This window comes from Croceibacterium salegens (assembly GCF_009827435.1).
In the GTDB taxonomy this organism is placed as follows: Bacteria; Pseudomonadota; Alphaproteobacteria; order Sphingomonadales; family Sphingomonadaceae; genus Croceibacterium_B; species Croceibacterium_B salegens.
The window spans coordinates 69,102-87,297 of record NZ_WTYM01000036.1; the positions used below are offsets into that span (position 1 = coordinate 69,102).

Sequence of the window (18,196 nt, forward strand, 5' to 3'; positions counted from 1 at the left end):
AAAAACCCGCCTTCGCGCCCTTGCGCCGCGCATTGCCACGGACTAGGGCGCGCATCGAACCGCTAGCAATCGAGTCAGGCGCTTGGTCGACCTTTCACAATACCTGCCGATCCTGATCTTCCTCGGCATCGCCGTCGCGCTTTCCGCGCTGTTCGTGTTCCTGCCGATGGGCGTTTCCCGCCTGACGGGCACGCACCAGCCCAACGCGCAGAAGAACAGCGAATACGAGTGCGGCTTCCCCGCATTCGAGGACCCGCGCAGCCAGTTCGACGTGCGCTTCTACCTCGTCGCCATCCTGTTCATCATCTTCGACCTCGAGGCGGCGTTCCTGTTTCCCTGGGCGGTCAGCCTCGACCTGACCGGCTGGCCCGGCTGGATCACCATGATGGGGTTCCTGTTCGAACTGGCGGTCGGCCTGGCCTATGCCTGGAAGAAGGGAGCTCTCGAATGGGAGTGAATGAAACGCTTCATTCGGCGCCGAACAGCGATGTTCGGATGCCGGATGCCGACTTTTACAACGCTTTGTCGACCGAAGTGAACGACAAGGGCTTCCTCGTCACCAGCACCGAGGAATTGTTCCAGTGGGCCCGCACCGGCTCGTTGTGGTGGATGACCTTCGGCCTCGCCTGCTGCGCGGTCGAGATGATCCACGTCAACATGCCGCGCTATGACATGGAGCGCTTCGGCGTCGCCCCGCGCGCCAGCCCGCGCCAGTCGGACGTGATGATCGTCGCCGGCACGCTGTGCAACAAGATGGCCCCGGCGCTGCGCAAGGTTTACGACCAGATGTCGGACCCCAAGTACGTCATCTCGATGGGCTCGTGCGCCAACGGCGGTGGTTACTACCACTACAGCTACAGCGTCGTTCGCGGCTGCGACCGAATCGTGCCGGTCGACATCTATGTCCCCGGCTGCCCGCCGACTGCGGAAGCGCTGCTCTACGGCGTGATGCAGCTCCAGCGGAAGATCCGCCGCGAAGGGACCATTGAGCGCTAATATGGCAACCGTCCTGCATCCCGCCCCGAAGATTTCTTCGAACGAAGGGGTTCGCGAAGCGCTCGTGAAGTCGCTCGGCAAGCTCGTGCTGGCCAGCAAGGAAGAGCATGGCGAGATCGTCATCGGCGTAGAGCGCGAAGGCATCGAGGATGCCCTGCGCAAGCTGCGTGACGAGCACGGTTACCAGCAGCTGATGGAAATGGCCGGGGTCGACTATCCGGAGCGCGAGGAGCGCTTCGAGGTCGTCTACATGCTGCTCAGCCTGACGAAGAACCACCGCATCATGGTCAAGGTCCGCGCCGCCGAGGATACCCCGGTGCCGACCGTCACCACGCTGTGGCCCAACGCCGGCTGGCTCGAGCGCGAAGTCTTCGACATGTACGGCGTGCTGTTCGACGGCAACACCGACCTGCGCCGCATCCTCACCGACTACGGTTTCGAGGGGCACCCGCAGCGCAAGGACTTCCCGCTCACCGGCTACCAGGAACTGCGCTACTCCGAAGAGGAGAAGCGCGTTGTCTATGAACCGGTCGAACTGGCGCAGGATTTCCGCAGCTTCGATTTCATGAGCCCGTGGGAAGGCGCCGATTACGTCCTTCCGGGCGACGAGAAGGCCGAAGGGGACAAGAAGTGATGGCGCGCAAGCTGATCCTCCTTGCGGCCCTCCCGCTCGCGCTGGCCGCCTGCTCCTCGCAGGACGACGGCGAGTCGGCGGACGATTTCGCCGCGCGTGTGGGCAACGGGCAGGCAGCCGGTTCGACCGATGGCAATTCGACCACCCTGGCCGATGCCACCCCGGTCGAAGCCGACCCCCCGGCAGGCGTCGACGTGACCCAGCTCGAAAAGCTCGGCGACATTTCCGGCGCCGACCTTGGTCCGCGCGACGGCGGCTGTTCGTTCCAGTCGGGCGAGACGGAGATGATGCTCGCGGGCGCCAAGTCCGATCCTTCCGCGCCCGGCAAGGCGGTCGTGCGGCTTGGCGGCAAGCTCTACCTGCTCTCGCTCGCCAGCGGCGGACTGTCGGCAGTGCAGAGCGGTGCGACTTACGTTGGTGAGGGCGTGCTGGTGACCGTTACGCCCAGGGCGCAGACCGGTGCGTTCCGCGATGCCGTGCTGACGGCACAGAGCGCCACTGGAGCTTCGAACGCCGTGAACGGCAAGTGGGTGTGCAGCTGATGAGTGGCCTCATGATCGACCAGGCGCCGACAACCGGCGACGAGGTCATCACCAACTACACGATCAACTTCGGCCCGCAGCACCCCGCGGCGCACGGCGTGCTGCGCATGGTGATGGAGCTCGACGGCGAGATCATCGAGCGGATCGACCCGCATGTCGGCCTGCTCCACCGCGGCACCGAGAAGCTGATCGAGTACAAGACCTACCTGCAGGCGCTGCCGTACTTCGACCGGCTCGACTACTGCAGCCCACTGGGGATGGAGTACTCCTACGTCCTCGCGATCGAGAAGCTGCTCAATCTCGAAGTGCCCGAGCGCGCCCAGTACCTGCGCGTGCTGTTCGCCGAGCTGACCCGCATCTGCAACCACATGCTCAATCTCGGCAGCCACGTGATGGACGTCGGCGCGATGACGCCGAACCTGTGGATGTTCGAGATCCGCGAGGACTGCCTCAACTTCTTCGAACGCGCCGCCGGAGCGCGCATGCACATGGCCTGGTACCGCCCGGGCGGCGTGCACCAGGACGTGCCGCTCAAGCTGCTGGCCGACATCGCCGACTGGCTCGACAACCGGCTGTTCCAACTCTTCGACGATGCCATCAGCCTCGTCGCCGACAACCGCATCTTCAAGCAGCGCAACGTCGATATCGCGCAAGTGAGCCGCGACGATGCGGTCCGCTGGGGCTTCTCCGGCCCGATGATCCGCGCCGCCGGCCTGCCGTGGGACCTGCGCAAGTCGCAGCCCTACGACGTCTACGACCGGATGGAGTTCGACGTGCCCGTCGGCACCAACTCGGACTGCTACGACCGCTTCATGGTCCGCGTCGAGGAAGTGAAGCAGTCGGCGCGCATCATGAAGCAGTGCCTCGCCGAAATGCCCGACGGCCCGATCGCTTCCGATGACCGCAAGGTCGTCCCGCCAAAGCGCGGCGAGATGAAGCAGTCGATGGAAGCGCTGATCCACCACTTCAAGCTCTACACCGAGGGCTTCCACGTGCCCGCGGGCGAAGTCTACGTCGCCACCGAGAGCCCCAAGGGCGAGTTCGGCGTCTACCTCGTCAGCGACGGGTCGAACAAACCCTACCGCTGCAAGATCCGCCCGACCGCTTTCAGCCACCTGCAGGCGATGGACTTCATGAGCCGCGGCCACATGCTGCCCGACGCGACCGCGATTTTGGGAGCGATCGATGTGGTCTTCGGGGAGTGTGACCGGTGAGTCGACTTGCCATCGCCGAAGAGATGATCGCGCACTACAACGCGCAAGATGCCGACGCCTACGTTGCGCTGATGACCGACGATTCCTGCGAAGCGGGCTATCGCGGTAGTGTGCTGCGTGAGGGGCGCGAAGGCGTCCGCTCCGGGCTCAACAAGATGTTCGCCGAGTTTCCCGAAAACCGCGCAGAGATCGTCAAGGGATACGAACTGGGCGAATACGCAGTGCTGCACGAGAAGGTCTGGCGCTCGGCCGATGCCGAGCCGTTTGAGGTGATGAGTGTCTATTCGTTCGAAGGCGACAAGTGCTCGCGAGTGGAGTTCATTCGCTAATGGCTGAGCGCGCACCCCATCCCGATACCCCCGAACTGCGCGAGCGCTGGGGCAACTTCGCCTGGACCGCCGAGAACGCGGCCAAGGCGGACGAGATCATCAAGCGCTATCCCGAAGGGCGGCAGAAGTCGGCGGTCATGCCGCTGCTCGACCTCGCCCAGCGGCAGATCGGCGCGGAAACCAACACGCAGGGCTGGCTGCCGCTGCCGGTGATGGAATTCATTGCCAAACAGCTCGACATGCCGGTGATCCGCGTGCTCGAGGTCGCGACGTTCTACACCATGTACAACCTCGCTCCGGTCGGGCGTTTCCACGTGCAGGTCTGCGGCACTACGCCGTGCATGCTGCGCGGTTCGGACGACATCATCGCCACCTGCTTCAAGCGCGGCATGAAGCCCGGCCACACGACCGAAGACGGCCTTTGGACCTTCACCGAGGTCGAATGCATGGGCAACTGCGCCACCGCGCCGATGGTCCAGATCAACGACGCCAACTACGAGGACCTGACGTCCGAGCGGATGGACGCGATCCTCGACGCGCTCGCCCGTGGCGAGACGCCGAAGGAAGGCACGCAGGAACCCGGCCGCCACTCCTGCGAGCCGAGCGGCGGGCCGACCACGCTCAAGGACATGGTCACCGAAAACCACGATTACCGGAGTGAGTGGTGATGGCTGGCAGCGATCACCTCGAAGGGACCGAGCGAGACGCTGAGCAGAATCAGCCACCGGCCATGTTTGTCGCAATATGGATTGCGCTCGCGGCAATCTCAATTGTGTACGCGGTCGTAATGGGGGCGCGTGCCCATTGGCCGTCATCCGTGGTTGGACTACTGATATTCGCCATGATGACTATCCGTATTTGGCAGTGGAGGCAGCGCAATGCTCGCTGACAAGGACCGCATCTTCACCAACCTCTACGGCTTCCAGGAATGGGGCCTGAAGGCGGCGCAGGCGCGTGGCGATTGGGATGCGACGAAGAAGCTGATGGCCGTCGGCCAGGACGCGATCATCGAGGAAATCAAGGCCTCGGGCTTGCGCGGCCGTGGCGGTGCGGGTTTCCCGACCGGCCTGAAGTGGTCGTTCATGCCCAAGGAGAGTAAGGACGGCCGTCCGAGCTTCCTCGTCATCAACGCCGACGAGTCCGAGCCCGGTTCGTGCAAGGACCGCGAGATCATCCGCCACGATCCGCACAAGCTGGTCGAAGGCGCGCTGATCGCCGGGTACGCGATGCGCGCGCGGGCCGCCTACATCTACATCCGCGGCGAGTTCATCCGCGAGGCCGAGACGCTCTTCAAGGCGGTCGCCGAAGCCTATGACGCGGGCCTGCTGGGCAAGAACGCTGCCGGTTCGGGCTACGACTTCGACGTGTTCGTCCACCGCGGGGCAGGGGCCTACATCTGCGGCGAAGAGACCGCGATGATCGAAAGCCTCGAAGGCAAGAAGGGCCAGCCGCGCCTCAAGCCGCCGTTCCCGGCGGGTGCCGGCCTCTACGGCTGCCCGACCACGGTCAACAACGTCGAATCGATCGCCGTCGTCCCGACCATCCTGCGCCGCGGCGCGTCGTGGTTCAGTTCGTTCGGCCGCGAGAACAACAAGGGCACCAAGCTCTTCCAGATCTCCGGCCACGTGAACACGCCCTGCGTCGTCGAAGAGGCGATGAGCATCCCGTTCAGCGAGCTGATCGAGAAGCACTGCGGCGGCATTCGCGGCGGCAAGGACAACCTGCTGGCGGTGATCCCCGGCGGTTCGTCGGTCCCGCTGGTCCCGGCCGAGCAGATCTGGGACGCGCCGATGGACTTCGACGGGCTCAAAGAACTTGGCTCCGGCCTCGGCACCGCGGGCGTCATCGTCATGGACAAGTCGACCGACGTGGTCCGCGCGATCAGCCGCATCAGCGCCTTCTACAAGCACGAGTCCTGCGGCCAGTGCACCCCGTGCCGCGAGGGCACCGGGTGGATGTGGCGCGTGATGGAACGCCTGCGCACCGGCGACAGCTCGCCCGAAGAGATCGACATGCTCTTCCAGGTGACCAAGCAGGTCGAAGGCCACACCATATGCGCCCTTGGCGACGCAGCGGCCTGGCCGATCCAGGGCCTGATCCGGCACTACAGGCCCGAACTCGAGCGGCGTATTGCAGAACGCCAGGGCGAACTGGCGCAGGCGGCGGAATAGGCGGTTGCCGCCACCGGACCGGCGGCGACGCCTCCTTGAAAGCCCCACCTGCTTCAAAGGCTTGACCGCCCACGGCAGTCGGGTTCAATCTGGCGCCATCAATCATCGGCGCAGGCCCTGCAGGCCCTTTTGTGGGCCGCAATGCCCCATCGCATGGGGACCCGACGCCGCTCGCAAGGAGGGGGCAACCCTATGAACATCAGTTACAGGTCGCTGGTCAGCGGTTTGTGTGCAATCGCGCCGGCAATCCTGCTCGCCTTTTCGAGCGGGGCTTCCGCGCAGAGTTCTTCAGGCCCGACCAACTCGCCGAATCCGCAGCGTGGCGGAAATTCGGCGAACGACGCCGGAGGCTTTGCGCAGGTCTACAATTCGCAGCGCGACTACACGGCGCGCGCGGCGTTCCTCGAAGACAGCCAGCGGCAAAAGGAATCCTGGGACGGCGCGCAGCACTTTGCGGATTGCGCCGTGGGCTTCAATGAACAGCGGGTGCGCGACCTGCTCGACCAGGCTGTTCCGAGCCGCAAGGCGCCCAAGCTGGAACTCGACCAGTTCATCAAGCGAAACCAGGGCTGTGTGCAGGTGGCATCCGGTCTCGATCGCGACTTCCTGCGCGGCGCAATGGCGGAAGCCATCATCGTCGCTTCGAGCAACCGCGTTACGATTCCCGCTTCGGGCAATGTCGAATCGGTGAAGGCTTTCCTTGCCGCTGTGAAGGCCGGCAGCGCCAAGACCGACGATCCCTTCGTAATGGGGCAGCTTGAAGCGGAATGCCGCACAGGTTTCGCTCCGATTCCCGTTCGCAGCGTGCTGGCCATGGAGGCAGGATCCCCTGCCGAGAAGGATGCGCTCGATGCGCTGAAGTCGGTCACGCCGCAGTGCGATTCCTTCAAGGTGGCGGACAAGCCGCTCAGCCAGTGGTTCGAGCGGGCCTTTTACGCTCAGGCGCTGTACCACTGGGTCAATTTCGCGCCGACACTGGCCAAGAACTGATGTCAACTTTCGCTTACTGCCGCCGTGTCAGCCGAAAGGCCGGCGCGGCGGCGGTTGGGCTCTTGCTCGTATTGGCGGCGCCATTCGGCATCGCGCAGGCGCAGGTTGCCGGCCAGACGCCTCCACCCGACCAGCCCTCCAGGCCTGAACCACCGCCCCTGATTTTTGTCCCCGACTATACCCGGGCGGAAACGCTGCGGCGCCAGGAGTTCGATTTTCACAACAAGTTGATGCAGCAGGAAACGCGACTGTCCAACTACCGGATGGCGCGAGAATTCGCCGATTGTGCGGAGCGAATTTCACCGGGCAGGGTGGCCGCACTGCTCAACAAGCCGCTCGCGAGTTCGGCGGAGCGCCGCGCGGCCTATTCCCTGATGCGATTTGCACCCGGGTGCCTCGGCCAGTCGGTGTACGTCAGCATCCCGCTCCTTCGCGGCGCGGTCGCGGAAGCGGCTTTGCACGATGTCCAGATCGCCGACCCCAAGGTGGCCACGCAGATCGATTCCGAGCGGGTTCGGCAATTTTCCGGCGCGACGCCCGGCAATGAAGAGGGGCAAGAGGAAATCGCGGCCTTTTCCCGCTTTACGCAATGCCAGGTCCTGCTCGCGCCCGGTCTCGTCCGGGATCTCCTTGGGGAGGATCCGGCGTCGACGGGGGAAAAGTCGCTTCGTGGCAAGCTGGCCGATGCTACCAAGGCTTGCGGCAACCCGATCGGCAGCGACGAGGAAGCTGCCGTAGTGCATCGCAGCTACCTCGCGGAAGCGCTCTACCACTGGACCCGCAGCGGTGAGAACAAGGGCGCATCCTGAAGCCCAATTCCCCGGTAATCTGCCGTCTTCGGCTACGGTTTGGACCAGCCAACCGGATGGGCCGGGCAAATTTGCCAAAATTATCCAATTTTGGTGGCCTGCAGGCATGGACGCATAAGCTTCTGCGTTCTAAGGGCACCCCCGCAGCCCCGCGGAATCAATCGGATCGAGCATGCCCAAAGTCACGGTCGACGGCCAGGAAATCGAGGTACCAAACGGCGCCACGGTGCTCCAGGCTTGCGAGCTCGCCGGTAAGGAAATTCCCCGCTTCTGCTACCACGAACGCCTGAGCATTGCCGGCAACTGCCGCATGTGCCTGGTCGAGGTGAGGCCGGGGCCGCCCAAGCCGCAGGCGAGCTGTGCGCTGCCTGCCGCCGAAGGCCAGGAAATCCGTACCGACACGCCGATGGTCAAGACCGCGCGCGAGGGGGTGATGGAGTTCCTGCTCATCAACCACCCGCTCGATTGCCCGATCTGCGACCAGGGCGGCGAATGCGACCTGCAGGACCAGTCGATCGCCTACGGGCGCGGCGCGACGCGCTATCACGAGAACAAGCGCGCGGTGACCGAGAAGTACATGGGTCCGCTGATCAAGACGGTGATGACCCGTTGCATCCACTGCACCCGCTGCGTGCGCTTCTCGGAAGAGATCGCCGGCATGGACGAGATCGGCGCGCTCTATCGCGGCGAGAACATGCAGATCACGACCTACCTCGAGCAGGCGGCCGAGCACGAGCTTTCGGCCAACGTGATCGACCTGTGCCCGGTCGGCGCGCTGACCAGCCGGCCCTACGCCTTCGAGGCGCGGCCGTGGGAGCTCAAGAAGACGCTCGGCATCGACGTTTCGGACGCGATGGGCTCGAATATCCGCATCGACAGCCGCGGCCGCGAGGTCATGCGCGTGCTTCCGCGCATCAACGACGACGTGAACGAGGAGTGGATCAGCGACAAGGCGCGCTACCAGGTCGACGGGCTCACCCGCCGCCGCCTCGACACGGTGTGGATCCGCAACAAGAAGGGCAAGCTCGACAAGGCGAGCTGGAACGAGGCGTTCGCCAAGATCGCCGCCGCCAAACCGGGCAAGGCGATCGCCGCCATTGCCGGCGACATGCAAGACTGCGAGACGATGTTCGCCGCCAAGGCGCTGCTCAAGGCCTGCGGTTCGACGCTGGTCGAGAGTCGCCAAACCGGGATGGACTACCCGACCGACAACCTTGCGGCGATGAACTTCAACTCGACCTTCGCGGGTATCGAGGAAGCCGATGCCGTACTGATCGTCGGAAGCCACGTCCGCTGGGAAGCGCCGCTGGTCAACGTGCGGCTGCGCAAGGCGGTCAAGCGCGGGGCCAAGGTCTTCGTGGTCGGCCCGCATTGGGAAACGACCTACCCGGCTGAGTTCCTCGGTGACGATGTTTCGGTGCTCGGCAAGCTGCCGGGGCATGTCGCCGACGGCATGTCGAAGGCGGAAAAGCCGGCGATCATTCTCGGCGGTGGTGGCGTGGTCGCGGGCGGTCTCGACCCGGCGCTGGCGCTTGCGGCCGAGTGGAAACTCGTTCGTGACGGCTGGAACGGCTTCAACGTCATGCACTTCTCCGCCGCGCGGATGGGCGCGCTGATGCTCGGCTTCGTGCAGAAGGGCGGATTCAAGGACCTAGTGGCGGCCAAGCCCAAGGTCCTGCTCGCGCTCGGCGCGGACGAGGCCGATTACAGCCAGTTCGGCGATGCGCTGAAGGTCTACATCGGCCACCACGGCGATAAGGGCGCGCATGCGGCAGACATCATCCTCCCGGCCTCGGCCTACACCGAGAAGGCCGGAACCTACGTTTCGACCGAGGGCAGGGTGCAGTTCGCCGACAAGGCGGTCTTCGCCCCCGGGGATGCCCGTGAAGACTGGACGATCCTGCGCGCGCTGGCCGATGCGCTCGGCGTCTCGGTCGGCTTCGACAGCTTCGCCGAACTGCGTGCTGCCATGGTCGGCGAAGTACCGGCGCTCGGCGTCGAGGGGCTGGCCGACTACGGCTCGAAGCTGCCCAAGGGCGGCAAGGCGAAGTCCGGCAAGATCGGCTATCCGATCAAGGACTTCTACCTGACCAACCCGATCGCCCGCGCCAGCGAGACGATGCAGCGCTGCTCGGCCGAACTCCTCCACGGCGAGACCTTCGCGGAGGCGGCGGAATGACCGAGTTCTTCGCTCAGTGGCTGCCCTACGAATGGGCTTGGACCGTCGCTACGATCTGCGGCGTGCTGCTGATCGCGTTGCCGCTTATGCTGGCCGTCGCGATGATCATCTACATGGACCGCAAGGTCTGGGCGGCGATCAACCTGCGGCGCGGGCCCAACGTGGTCGGGCCGTTCGGGCTGCTGCAATCGTTCGCCGACGGGCTCAAGGTCTTCCTGCAGGAAACCATCGTCCCGAGCGCGGCGAACAAGGGCATCTTCATCCTCGCGCCGATCGTCACCTTCACCGTGGCGCTGGCCGCCTGGGCGGTGATCCCGTTCGATGCCGGAGTGGTGCTGGCGGACATCAACGTCGGCCTGCTCTACATCCTCGCGATCAGCTCGCTGTCGGTCTACGGGATCGTGATGAGCGGGTGGGCGTCGAACTCGAAATACCCGTTTTTCAGCGCCATGCGCGCCGCTGCGCAGATGATTTCCTATGAAGTCTCGATCGGCTTCATCCTCATCTGCGTGGTGCTGTGGGCTGGCACGTTCAACCTCAGCGACATCGTCGAGGCGCAGCGTGGTCACGGCTTCGGGATCGTCAACGGATACTTCTTCAACCTGCTGCTGTTCCCGATGTGGGTGGTGTTCTTCATCTCCTGCCTCGCCGAAACGCAGCGCGTGCCGTTCGACCTGACCGAGGCGGAGAGCGAGCTCGTCGCCGGGTACCAGACCGAATACTCCTCGATGAGCTTCGCGCTGTTCTGGCTCGGCGAGTACGCCAACATCCTGCTGATGTGCACGCTCAACGCGATCCTGTTCTTCGGCGGCTGGCTTCCCCCGATCGACTGGGCGCCACTGTACTACGTGCCGGGCATCGTGTGGCTGTTCGGCAAGATCCTGTTCTTTTTCTTCATGTTCAGCTGGGTGATGGCGACCGTGCCGCGCTACCGCTACGACCAGCTCATGCGCCTCGGTTGGAAGATATTCCTGCCGATGAGCCTGATCTTCGTGGTGCTCGTATCCGGCTATCTGATGTTCACGAGGTACGGCGCATGAGTATCGCCCAGACCATCAAGGCGTTCACGCTGTGGGAATTCGTGAAGGCGCACGCTCTCACGCTGAAGTACTTCTTCAAGCCCAAGGCGACGATCAACTACCCGTTCGAGAAGAACCCGCTGAGCCCGCGCTTCCGCGGCGAGCATGCGCTGCGCCGCTATCCCAACGGCGAGGAGCGCTGCATCGCCTGCAAGCTGTGCGAGGCCGTGTGCCCGGCGCAAGCGATCACCATCGAAGCCGAACCGCGCGACGACGGCAGCCGTCGCACCACGCGCTACGACATCGACATGACCAAGTGCATCTACTGCGGCTTCTGCCAGGAAGCCTGCCCGGTGGATGCGATCGTCGAGGGGCCGAACTTCGAATACGCGACCGAAACGCGCGAGGAACTGCTCTACGACAAGACGAAACTTCTGGCCAACGGGGACAAGTGGGAGCGGGCGATCGCCGCGAACCTTGAAGCCGATGCGCCCTATCGCTAGGCGGCGCGCGTGACAGGGTTCCCTTCGATTTCAACCACCGTCGCCCCTGCGAAGGCAGGGGCCCAGATAACGCACTGGGCTTGCATGACGACAGCTCATCTGGACCCCCGCCTGCGCGGGGGTGACGATCTGGGGGGATTGGCATGATCCACGCCATCGCCTTCTACCTGTTCGCCTTCATGGTCATCGCCAGCGCGGTGCTGGTCATTACCTCGCGCAACCCGGTGCACTCGGTGCTCTGGCTGATCCTCGCGTTCTTCAACGCGGCCGGCCTGATGGTGCTGGTCGGGGCCGAGTTCATCGCCATGCTGCTGGTCATCGTCTACGTCGGCGCGGTCGCGGTGCTGTTCCTGTTCGTCGTCATGATGCTCGACATCGATTTCGCCGAACTGCGATCCGGCTTCGTGAAGAACTTCCCGCTCGGCATCGCCATCGCCATCGTCCTGCTGGCCGAGCTCGTGCTCGGCGCTGGCGCGTACAAGGCGGGGGCGCTCAAGCTCGGCACGCCCGACGGCACCGCCACGCCGCTGCCGGGTGAAAGCAACATCGAGAGCATCGGTGCGCTCCTATACGGGCAGTACCTGTTCCTGTTCGAAACCGCGGGCATCATCCTGCTGGTCGCGATGGTGGGCGCGATCGCGCTGACCTATCGCGGACGCAAGATGCAGCGGCCGCAGAACGTGACGAAGCAGGTCCGCCGCCGGCCGGAAGAGGCCGTGGTCAACACCAATCCCGGGGTCGGACAGGGGATCGAACTGTGATCGGCATCGAACACTATGTCGTCGTGAGCTCGATCCTGTTCGTGCTCGGCGTGCTCGGTATCTTCATCAACCGCAAGAACGTGATCGTCGTGCTGATGGCGATCGAGCTGATCCTGCTGGCGGTGAACATCAACCTCGTGGCCTTCAGCGCCTTCCTGCAGGACCTGACTGGGCAGATCTTCGCGATGTTCGTGCTGACCGTGGCCGCCGGCGAGGCTGCCATCGGGCTGGCGATCCTCGTCATCTACTTCCGTGACCGCGGCACCATCGCCGTCGACGACGTCAACCGGATGAAGGGATAACCCGGTGTCATCCTCCATCCTGATCATCGTTTTCGCGCCGCTGCTGGCTGCCATCGTGGCCGGCTTGGGCAACCGCGCGCTCGGCAACTTCCCGTCCAAGCTCATCACCACCGGCGGCCTGTTCCTGTCGGCGGCGCTGTCGTGGCCGATCTTCATCGAGCACCTCGGCGGCGACGTCCCGGCGACGGTCACCCCCGTCCTGCAGTGGGTCCATTCGGGCACGCTCACCTTCGACTGGGCGCTGCGCGTCGACACGCTGACTGCGGTCATGCTGGTGGTCATCACCACCGTCTCTGCGCTCGTCCACCTCTATAGCTGGGGCTACATGGAGGAGGACCCGGACCAGCCGCGGTTCTTCGCCTATCTCAGCCTGTTCACCTTCGCGATGCTGATGCTCGTGACGGCGGACAACCTGGTACAGATGTTCTTCGGCTGGGAAGGCGTCGGTCTCGCCAGCTACCTGCTGATCGGCTTCTGGTTCCGCAAGCCGAGCGCCAACGCAGCAGCGATCAAGGCCTTCGTGGTCAACCGCGTCGGCGACCTCGGCTTCATGCTCGGCATCTTCGGCACCTACCTCGTCTTCCAGACGACCTCAATCCCCGAGATTCTCGCCGCTGCCCCGGCGATGAAGGGCGCGAGCACGATCGGCTTCCTCGGCCACCGCTTCGACACGATGACGATCCTGTGCCTGCTGCTGTTCATCGGCGCGATGGGCAAGTCGGCGCAGCTCGGGCTCCACACCTGGCTTCCCGACGCGATGGAAGGTCCGACCCCGGTTTCCGCTCTGATCCACGCCGCGACGATGGTCACCGCGGGCGTGTTCATGGTCTGCCGCCTGTCGCCGATGTTCGAGGCCGCGCCGGTGGCGCTGACCTTCGTCACCTTCATCGGCGCCGCGACCTGTTTCTTCGCCGCGACGATCGGCACGACGCAGTGGGACATCAAGCGGGTCATCGCCTATTCGACCTGTTCGCAGCTCGGCTACATGTTCTTCGCTGCGGGCGTCGGCGCTTATGGCGCGGCGATGTTCCACCTGTTCACGCACGCCTTCTTCAAGGCGCTGCTGTTCCTCGGGGCCGGCTCGGTCATCCATGCCATGCACCACGAGCAAGACATGCGGTATTACGGCGGTCTTCGCAGGGAGATCCCGCTCACCTTCTACGCCATGCTGGCAGGCACGCTGGCGATCACCGGCGTCGGCATCTACTGGCTTCACGCGGGCTTTGCCGGCTTCCACTCGAAGGACGCGATACTGGAAGCAGCCTTCGCCAGCGGCTCCGAGATGGGGCGGTCGGCCTTCTTCATTGGCGCGTTCGCCGCGTTGCTGACCAGCTTCTATTCCTGGCGCCTGATGTTCCTCACGTTCTGGGGCAAGGCGCGTTGGGCCGACAGCGAGCACATCCAGCATGCCGTCCACGGCCATCACGAAAGTCCTGACGAGGAACATGGCGACACCGCCCATGCCGAGGTGCGTCCGCACGAAGGCACTGCCGGATATCATCCGCATGAGAGCCCGTTGACCATGACGGTTCCGCTGGTGGCGCTCTCGATCGGAGCGATCTTTGCCGGCTGGGTCTTCAGCCCCTATTTCCTTGAGAGCGAGGCCTTCTGGAACGGCGCGATCGCCTACAACGAACACCTTATGCACGCGATGCACGAGGTGCCGCTGTGGGTGAAGCTGTCGGCGACCATCGTCATGCTGCTCGGCCTGTTCGGTGCGTGGCTGGCCTACATCAAGGACACCTCGATCCCGCACAAGGTCGCGACCCAGCTCGGCCCGGTCTACAGGTTCCTCTACAACAAGTGGTACTTCGACGAGATCTACGACTTCATCTTCGTGAAGCCGGCGTTCTGGCTCGGTCGCCTGTTCTGGCAGAAGGGTGACGTCGGCATCATCGACCGCTTCGGCCCCAACGGCGCGGCCTGGGTGGTCGAGAAGGGCTCGGTCGTCGCCAGGCGCTTCCAGTCCGGATATCTCACCAGCTACGCGCTGATCATGCTTGTCGGCCTTGTCGCCGCAGTAACCTGGGTGATGGCGCAGTGAGCGGCTTTCCGATCCTTTCCGTAATGCTCCTCGTGCCGCTCGTCGGCGCGCTGGCCTGCCTGTTTTCCGAGGCGAAGGCCGCGCGCATGATCGCGCTCGTCGCGACGCTGGCCGACCTCGCTCTCGGCATCGTGCTGTGGGCGAACTACGACATCGGCGGGGCGCAGTGGCAGTTCACCGAACGGGCCCCGATCTTCGCCAGTTTCCAGTACGCGCTGGGCATCGACGGCATCGCGCTGATGCTGATTATCCTGTCGGTCTTCCTCATGCCGATCTGCATCGGCGCGAGCTGGGATTCGATCACCAAGCGCGTGGGCGAATACATGGCGGCGTTCCTGTTCATGGAAACGCTGATGATCGGCGTGTTCTGCGCGCAGGACCTGTACCTGTTCTACATCTTCTTCGAAGCCGGCCTGATCCCGATGTACCTGATCATCGGCATCTGGGGCGGGGACAACCGGATATACGCCAGCTACAAGTTCTTCCTCTACACGCTGCTCGGCTCGGTCCTGATGCTGATCGCCATGCTATGGATGGTGAACGAGGCCAGCACGACCGACATCCCGACGCTGATGGCCTACGACTTCCCGCCGGAAGCGCAGACCTGGCTGTTCCTCGCCTTCTTCGCCAGCTTTGCGGTGAAGATGCCGATGTGGCCGGTGCACACCTGGCTGCCCGACGCGCACGTCCAGGCGCCGACCGCAGGCTCGGTCATCCTGGCCGGCGTGTTGCTGAAGATGGGCGGGTACGGCTTCATCCGCTTCAGCCTGCCGATGTTCCCCGAGGCTTCGCTGCAGTTCGTGTGGCTGATCTGGGGCCTCTCGATGGTCGCGGTGGTGCTCACAAGCCTGATCGCGCTGGTCCAGCACGACATGAAGAAGCTGATCGCCTATTCCTCGGTCGCGCACATGGCGATCGTCACCGTGGGCCTGTTCGCCTTCAACGTGCAGGGCCTCGAAGGCGCAATGATGGTCATGCTGAGCCACGGCCTCGTCTCGGGCGCGCTGTTCCTCTGCGTCGGCGTGATCTACGACCGCCTGCATACCCGCGAGATTTCGCGCTACGGCGGCCTGTCGATCAACATGCCCAAGTACGCGCTGTTCTTCATGCTGTTCACGATGGCCAGCGTCGGCCTGCCGGGGACCAGCGGCTTCGTCGCCGAGTTTCTCAGCCTCGCGGGCATCTACCAGGCCAACACCGTGGTGACCGCGGTCTGCGCGACCGGCATCATTCTCGGCGCGGCCTACATGCTCTACCTCTACCGCCGCGTGGCCTTTGGCGAACAGAAGAACGCCGATGCCGCCGCCATGCCCGACCTCAACCTGCGCGAATGGCTGATGCTCGGCCCGATCGCCGCCGGCGTCCTGTGGATGGGCGTCTATCCGGAAAGTTTCCTCGCCCCGATGCGCCAGGACATCGCCGCGCTCGACGCGCGCCTCGCCCGTGTGAAGCCGGCGGGGGATTCGCTGCTCAAGATCGGTAAACCGGCCCCGGCTGCAGAAGCCGCCGCGCACGAGGGAGCCCACTGATGGACTTCCAGGCATCGCTCGCGTTGATCGCGCCCGAAATCCTGCTCTCGCTGAGCGGGCTGGCGTTGCTGCTGGTCGCCGCATGGGTTGGCGACAAGGCCAGCCGGCTGATCTCGATCCTGTCGTGCGTCGCGCTCGGCGGGGCGTTCTTCCTTGTCGCGCCTGCCGTGTGCGGCGGCGCGCTCGGCCCGGACACGATGGCGTTCGGTGGACAGTTCACCGCCGACGCCTTTGCCGGTCTCGCCAAGCTGATGATCTACGCCGCCGCGGGCGCCGCACTGGTGATCGCCCCGGCGTTCTTCGAGCGCTTCAACATGATGCGCGCCGAATATCCGATCCTCGTGCTCTTCGCCGCGCTCGGCATGGGCATCATGGTCTCGGCGACGAACCTGCTGACGCTCTACGTCGGCCTCGAGCTCAACAGCCTCGCCGCCTATGTGCTGGCGTCGTTCCTGCGGACCGACGGACGATCGGCGGAAGCGGGCCTCAAGTACTTCGTGCTCGGCGCGCTCGCCTCGGGCATCCTGCTGTTCGGCATGAGCCTGACATACGGCTTCACCGGCACCACCAGCTTCGACGGCATCCGCGCCGCGTTGTCGGGAGGCATGACCACCGGCGCGCTGTTCGGCGTGACGTTCATGCTCGCCGGCCTCGCTTTCAAGATCAGCGCCGTGCCGTTCCACATGTGGACCCCCGACGTCTACGAAGGCGCGCCGACGCCGGTCACCGCGTTCTTCGCAAGCGCGCCCAAGGTTGCGGCGATCGCGCTTTCGGCACGCGTCGCGCTCGACGCTTTCGGGCCGCAGTGGCTGGCCTGGCAGCAGATCGTCGTCTTCGCCGCGATTGCATCGATCGTGGTCGGCGCATTGGGCGCGATCGGACAGGCCAACATCAAGCGGCTGCTCGCCTATTCCTCGATCAACAACGTCGGCTTCATCCTCATCGGCCTTGCCGCCGCGACGCAGGCGGGTGCCAGCGCGATGCTGGTCTACCTCGCGATCTACGTCGCCATGACCGTCGGCAGCTTTGTCGCCGTGCTGATGCTCAAGGACGCCGAGGGCAACTACGTCGAAGGCATCGCCGACCTCGCGGGCCTTTCACGCACCCAGCCGTTGCTGGCGCTGTGCCTTGCCATGATGATGTTCAGCCTCGCCGGCATCCCGCCCTTGTTCGGCTTCTGGGGCAAATTCGTGGTCTTTCAGGCAGCGGTGCAGGCCGACCTCGTGCCGCTCGCCGCGCTCGGTATCGCGGCCAGCGTGATCGGCGCGTTCTACTACATCAAGATCGTCAAGGTAATGTACTTCGACGAACCCGCAGGGACGGTCACCGGCAAGAGCGACTGGGCGCACTGGGCGCTTTTGGCGATCAGCGCCGTCGCGGTCTCGCCGCTCGGCTACCTGCTGACCAAGTGGTTGGGCGCTCTTGCGGATGGCGCGGCCGCCGCGCTGTTCCACGCCGCTTGATCCGCACGGTCCCCGAAACAGGCTCCACCAACGCCGACCTGCTTGCCCGGATCGCGGCAGGCGAGCGCATTCCCGAGGGCGATTGGCTGGTCGCCGACCGCCAGACCAGTGGACGCGGGCGGCAGGGACACGTGTGGTTCGACGGGGCGGGCAACTTCATGGGTTCGACCGTGGTCCATCTCGGCGCGCACGATCCCGCGGCGCCGGGGCTCTCGTTCGTAGCGGCCCTGGCGGTCTACGAGACAGTCCTGCCGCATATCGCCCAGCCGCACGACCTGATGCTCAAGTGGCCCAACGACGTGCTTGCGCGAGGCGCGAAGCTGTGTGGGCTGCTGCTCGAACGGGAGGGTGACAGCGCGGTGGTCGGTATCGGCGTAAACCTCGTTTCGGCCCCGCAAATCGAGGGCGTGAGGACATGCTCGCTGGCGGACTTCGGGCCCGCTCCCTCGCGCGATGCCTTTGCGGCAGATCTCGCCGTGAGTTTCGACCGAGAACTTGGCCGCTGGCGGCAGTTCGGGCTCGAGCCGCTGCTGAACCGCTGGCGTGCCGCCGCTCACCCGCCGGGTACGTCGCTGAGGGTGCGCGGGGCAGACGGAACAGCCGTTTCTGGCACCTTCGACGGCCTCGAACCCGATGGCGCGCTGCGGCTACGCTTGGAAGACGGCACCATCCGGCCTATCCACGCCGGCGACGTCTTGCTGGAAGGATAGG

Annotated in this window: 18 protein-coding genes and 1 pseudogene; all 19 read left to right on the forward strand. The window is 64.7% G+C overall.

Going from position 1 to position 18,196, the window contains the following annotated elements:
- The first annotated feature begins 82 nt into the window (after positions 1-82).
- The 19 genes and pseudogenes from GRI89_RS08435 (at position 83) to GRI89_RS08525 (ending at position 18,195) form a co-directional block, all read left to right on the forward strand.
- Positions 83-457, forward strand: coding sequence for an NADH-quinone oxidoreductase subunit A (locus tag GRI89_RS08435; RefSeq protein ID WP_159794107.1), 375 nt, complete (start codon positions 83-85; stop codon positions 455-457).
- 38 nt (positions 458-495) lie between these two features.
- The gene (locus tag GRI89_RS08440; protein ID WP_407924972.1) at positions 496-996 is read left to right on the forward strand and encodes a NuoB/complex I 20 kDa subunit family protein; all 501 of its coding nucleotides are present in this window, start codon (positions 496-498) and stop codon (positions 994-996) included.
- Position 997: 1 nt separating this feature from the next.
- A pseudogene (locus GRI89_RS08445) lies at positions 998-1,612 on the forward strand (NADH-quinone oxidoreductase subunit C); the annotation flags it as partial.
- A gap of 17 nt (positions 1,613-1,629) precedes the next feature.
- Complete coding sequence (locus GRI89_RS08450; protein ID WP_159794113.1) at positions 1,630-2,172, forward strand: hypothetical protein; 543 nt, start codon at positions 1,630-1,632, stop codon at positions 2,170-2,172.
- Positions 2,172-3,386, forward strand: a complete 1,215-nt coding sequence (locus GRI89_RS08455) for an NADH-quinone oxidoreductase subunit D (protein ID WP_201290894.1) — start codon at positions 2,172-2,174, stop codon at positions 3,384-3,386. Before GRI89_RS08450 ends, GRI89_RS08455 begins: the two co-directional genes overlap by 1 nt.
- A gap of 23 nt (positions 3,387-3,409) precedes the next feature.
- Complete coding sequence (locus GRI89_RS08460; protein ID WP_159794325.1) at positions 3,410-3,715, forward strand: nuclear transport factor 2 family protein; 306 nt, start codon at positions 3,410-3,412, stop codon at positions 3,713-3,715.
- Positions 3,715-4,383 carry a complex I 24 kDa subunit family protein gene (locus tag GRI89_RS08465; protein ID WP_159794115.1) on the forward strand — a complete coding sequence of 223 codons (669 nt, stop codon included), beginning with the start codon at positions 3,715-3,717 and terminating at the stop codon, positions 4,381-4,383. Before GRI89_RS08460 ends, GRI89_RS08465 begins: the two co-directional genes overlap by 1 nt.
- 210 nt (positions 4,384-4,593) lie before the next feature.
- A complete protein-coding gene (nuoF, locus tag GRI89_RS08470; protein ID WP_159794117.1) occupies positions 4,594-5,886 on the forward strand; it encodes an NADH-quinone oxidoreductase subunit NuoF in 1,293 nt (430 codons plus the stop codon).
- 192 nt (positions 5,887-6,078) lie between these two features.
- Positions 6,079-6,876 (forward strand): hypothetical protein, encoded by a 798-nt coding sequence (locus tag GRI89_RS08475; RefSeq protein WP_159794119.1) that lies wholly within the window; start codon positions 6,079-6,081, stop codon positions 6,874-6,876.
- Between the two features lie 71 nt (positions 6,877-6,947).
- The gene (locus GRI89_RS08480; protein ID WP_159794121.1) at positions 6,948-7,685 is read left to right on the forward strand and encodes a hypothetical protein; all 738 of its coding nucleotides are present in this window, start codon (positions 6,948-6,950) and stop codon (positions 7,683-7,685) included.
- Between the two features lie 172 nt (positions 7,686-7,857).
- Complete coding sequence (gene nuoG, locus GRI89_RS08485; protein WP_159794123.1) at positions 7,858-9,864, forward strand: NADH-quinone oxidoreductase subunit NuoG; 2,007 nt, start codon at positions 7,858-7,860, stop codon at positions 9,862-9,864.
- Positions 9,861-10,904: an NADH-quinone oxidoreductase subunit NuoH gene (gene nuoH / locus GRI89_RS08490; protein ID WP_159794125.1), complete on the forward strand. Its 1,044-nt coding sequence runs from the start codon at positions 9,861-9,863 to the stop codon at positions 10,902-10,904. The genes nuoG and nuoH overlap by 4 nt, the downstream gene beginning before the upstream one ends.
- Positions 10,901-11,386 carry an NADH-quinone oxidoreductase subunit NuoI gene (nuoI, locus tag GRI89_RS08495; protein WP_159794127.1) on the forward strand — a complete coding sequence of 162 codons (486 nt, stop codon included), beginning with the start codon at positions 10,901-10,903 and terminating at the stop codon, positions 11,384-11,386. Before nuoH ends, nuoI begins: the two co-directional genes overlap by 4 nt.
- A 143-nt stretch (positions 11,387-11,529) precedes the next feature.
- Positions 11,530-12,147: an NADH-quinone oxidoreductase subunit J gene (locus tag GRI89_RS08500; RefSeq protein ID WP_159794129.1), complete on the forward strand. Its 618-nt coding sequence runs from the start codon at positions 11,530-11,532 to the stop codon at positions 12,145-12,147.
- Complete coding sequence (gene nuoK, locus GRI89_RS08505; RefSeq protein WP_328598162.1) at positions 12,144-12,449, forward strand: NADH-quinone oxidoreductase subunit NuoK; 306 nt, start codon at positions 12,144-12,146, stop codon at positions 12,447-12,449. Before GRI89_RS08500 ends, nuoK begins: the two co-directional genes overlap by 4 nt.
- Positions 12,450-12,453: 4 nt before the next feature.
- Positions 12,454-14,493, forward strand: a complete 2,040-nt coding sequence (gene nuoL / locus GRI89_RS08510) for an NADH-quinone oxidoreductase subunit L (RefSeq protein ID WP_328598163.1) — start codon at positions 12,454-12,456, stop codon at positions 14,491-14,493.
- Entirely contained in the window at positions 14,490-16,022 is a 1,533-nt protein-coding gene (locus GRI89_RS08515; RefSeq protein ID WP_328598164.1) for an NADH-quinone oxidoreductase subunit M, read from the forward strand. Before nuoL ends, GRI89_RS08515 begins: the two co-directional genes overlap by 4 nt.
- The gene (gene nuoN / locus GRI89_RS08520) at positions 16,022-17,485 is read left to right on the forward strand and encodes an NADH-quinone oxidoreductase subunit NuoN (RefSeq protein ID WP_159794131.1); all 1,464 of its coding nucleotides are present in this window, start codon (positions 16,022-16,024) and stop codon (positions 17,483-17,485) included. The genes GRI89_RS08515 and nuoN overlap by 1 nt, the downstream gene beginning before the upstream one ends.
- The gene (locus GRI89_RS08525) at positions 17,482-18,195 is read left to right on the forward strand and encodes a biotin--[acetyl-CoA-carboxylase] ligase (RefSeq protein WP_159794133.1); all 714 of its coding nucleotides are present in this window, start codon (positions 17,482-17,484) and stop codon (positions 18,193-18,195) included. Before nuoN ends, GRI89_RS08525 begins: the two co-directional genes overlap by 4 nt.
- Position 18,196 lies beyond the last annotated feature (1 nt).

Coding starts and splice junctions, on each gene's coding strand:
- nuoI (WP_159794127.1), top strand. CDS start 10,901: ATGAGTATCGCCCAGACCATCAAGGCGTTCACGCTGTGGGAATTCGTG.
- GRI89_RS08460 (WP_159794325.1), top strand. CDS start 3,410: ATGATCGCGCACTACAACGCGCAAGATGCCGACGCCTACGTTGCGCTG.
- GRI89_RS08455 (WP_201290894.1), top strand. CDS start 2,172: ATGAGTGGCCTCATGATCGACCAGGCGCCGACAACCGGCGACGAGGTC.
- GRI89_RS08475 (WP_159794119.1), top strand. CDS start 6,079: ATGAACATCAGTTACAGGTCGCTGGTCAGCGGTTTGTGTGCAATCGCG.
- GRI89_RS08500 (WP_159794129.1), top strand. CDS start 11,530: ATGATCCACGCCATCGCCTTCTACCTGTTCGCCTTCATGGTCATCGCC.
- GRI89_RS08465 (WP_159794115.1), top strand. CDS start 3,715: ATGGCTGAGCGCGCACCCCATCCCGATACCCCCGAACTGCGCGAGCGC.
- nuoN (WP_159794131.1), top strand. CDS start 16,022: ATGGACTTCCAGGCATCGCTCGCGTTGATCGCGCCCGAAATCCTGCTC.
- nuoH (WP_159794125.1), top strand. CDS start 9,861: ATGACCGAGTTCTTCGCTCAGTGGCTGCCCTACGAATGGGCTTGGACC.
- nuoF (WP_159794117.1), top strand. CDS start 4,594: ATGCTCGCTGACAAGGACCGCATCTTCACCAACCTCTACGGCTTCCAG.
- nuoG (WP_159794123.1), top strand. CDS start 7,858: ATGCCCAAAGTCACGGTCGACGGCCAGGAAATCGAGGTACCAAACGGC.
- GRI89_RS08450 (WP_159794113.1), top strand. CDS start 1,630: ATGGCGCGCAAGCTGATCCTCCTTGCGGCCCTCCCGCTCGCGCTGGCC.
- GRI89_RS08440 (WP_407924972.1), top strand. CDS start 496: ATGCCGGATGCCGACTTTTACAACGCTTTGTCGACCGAAGTGAACGAC.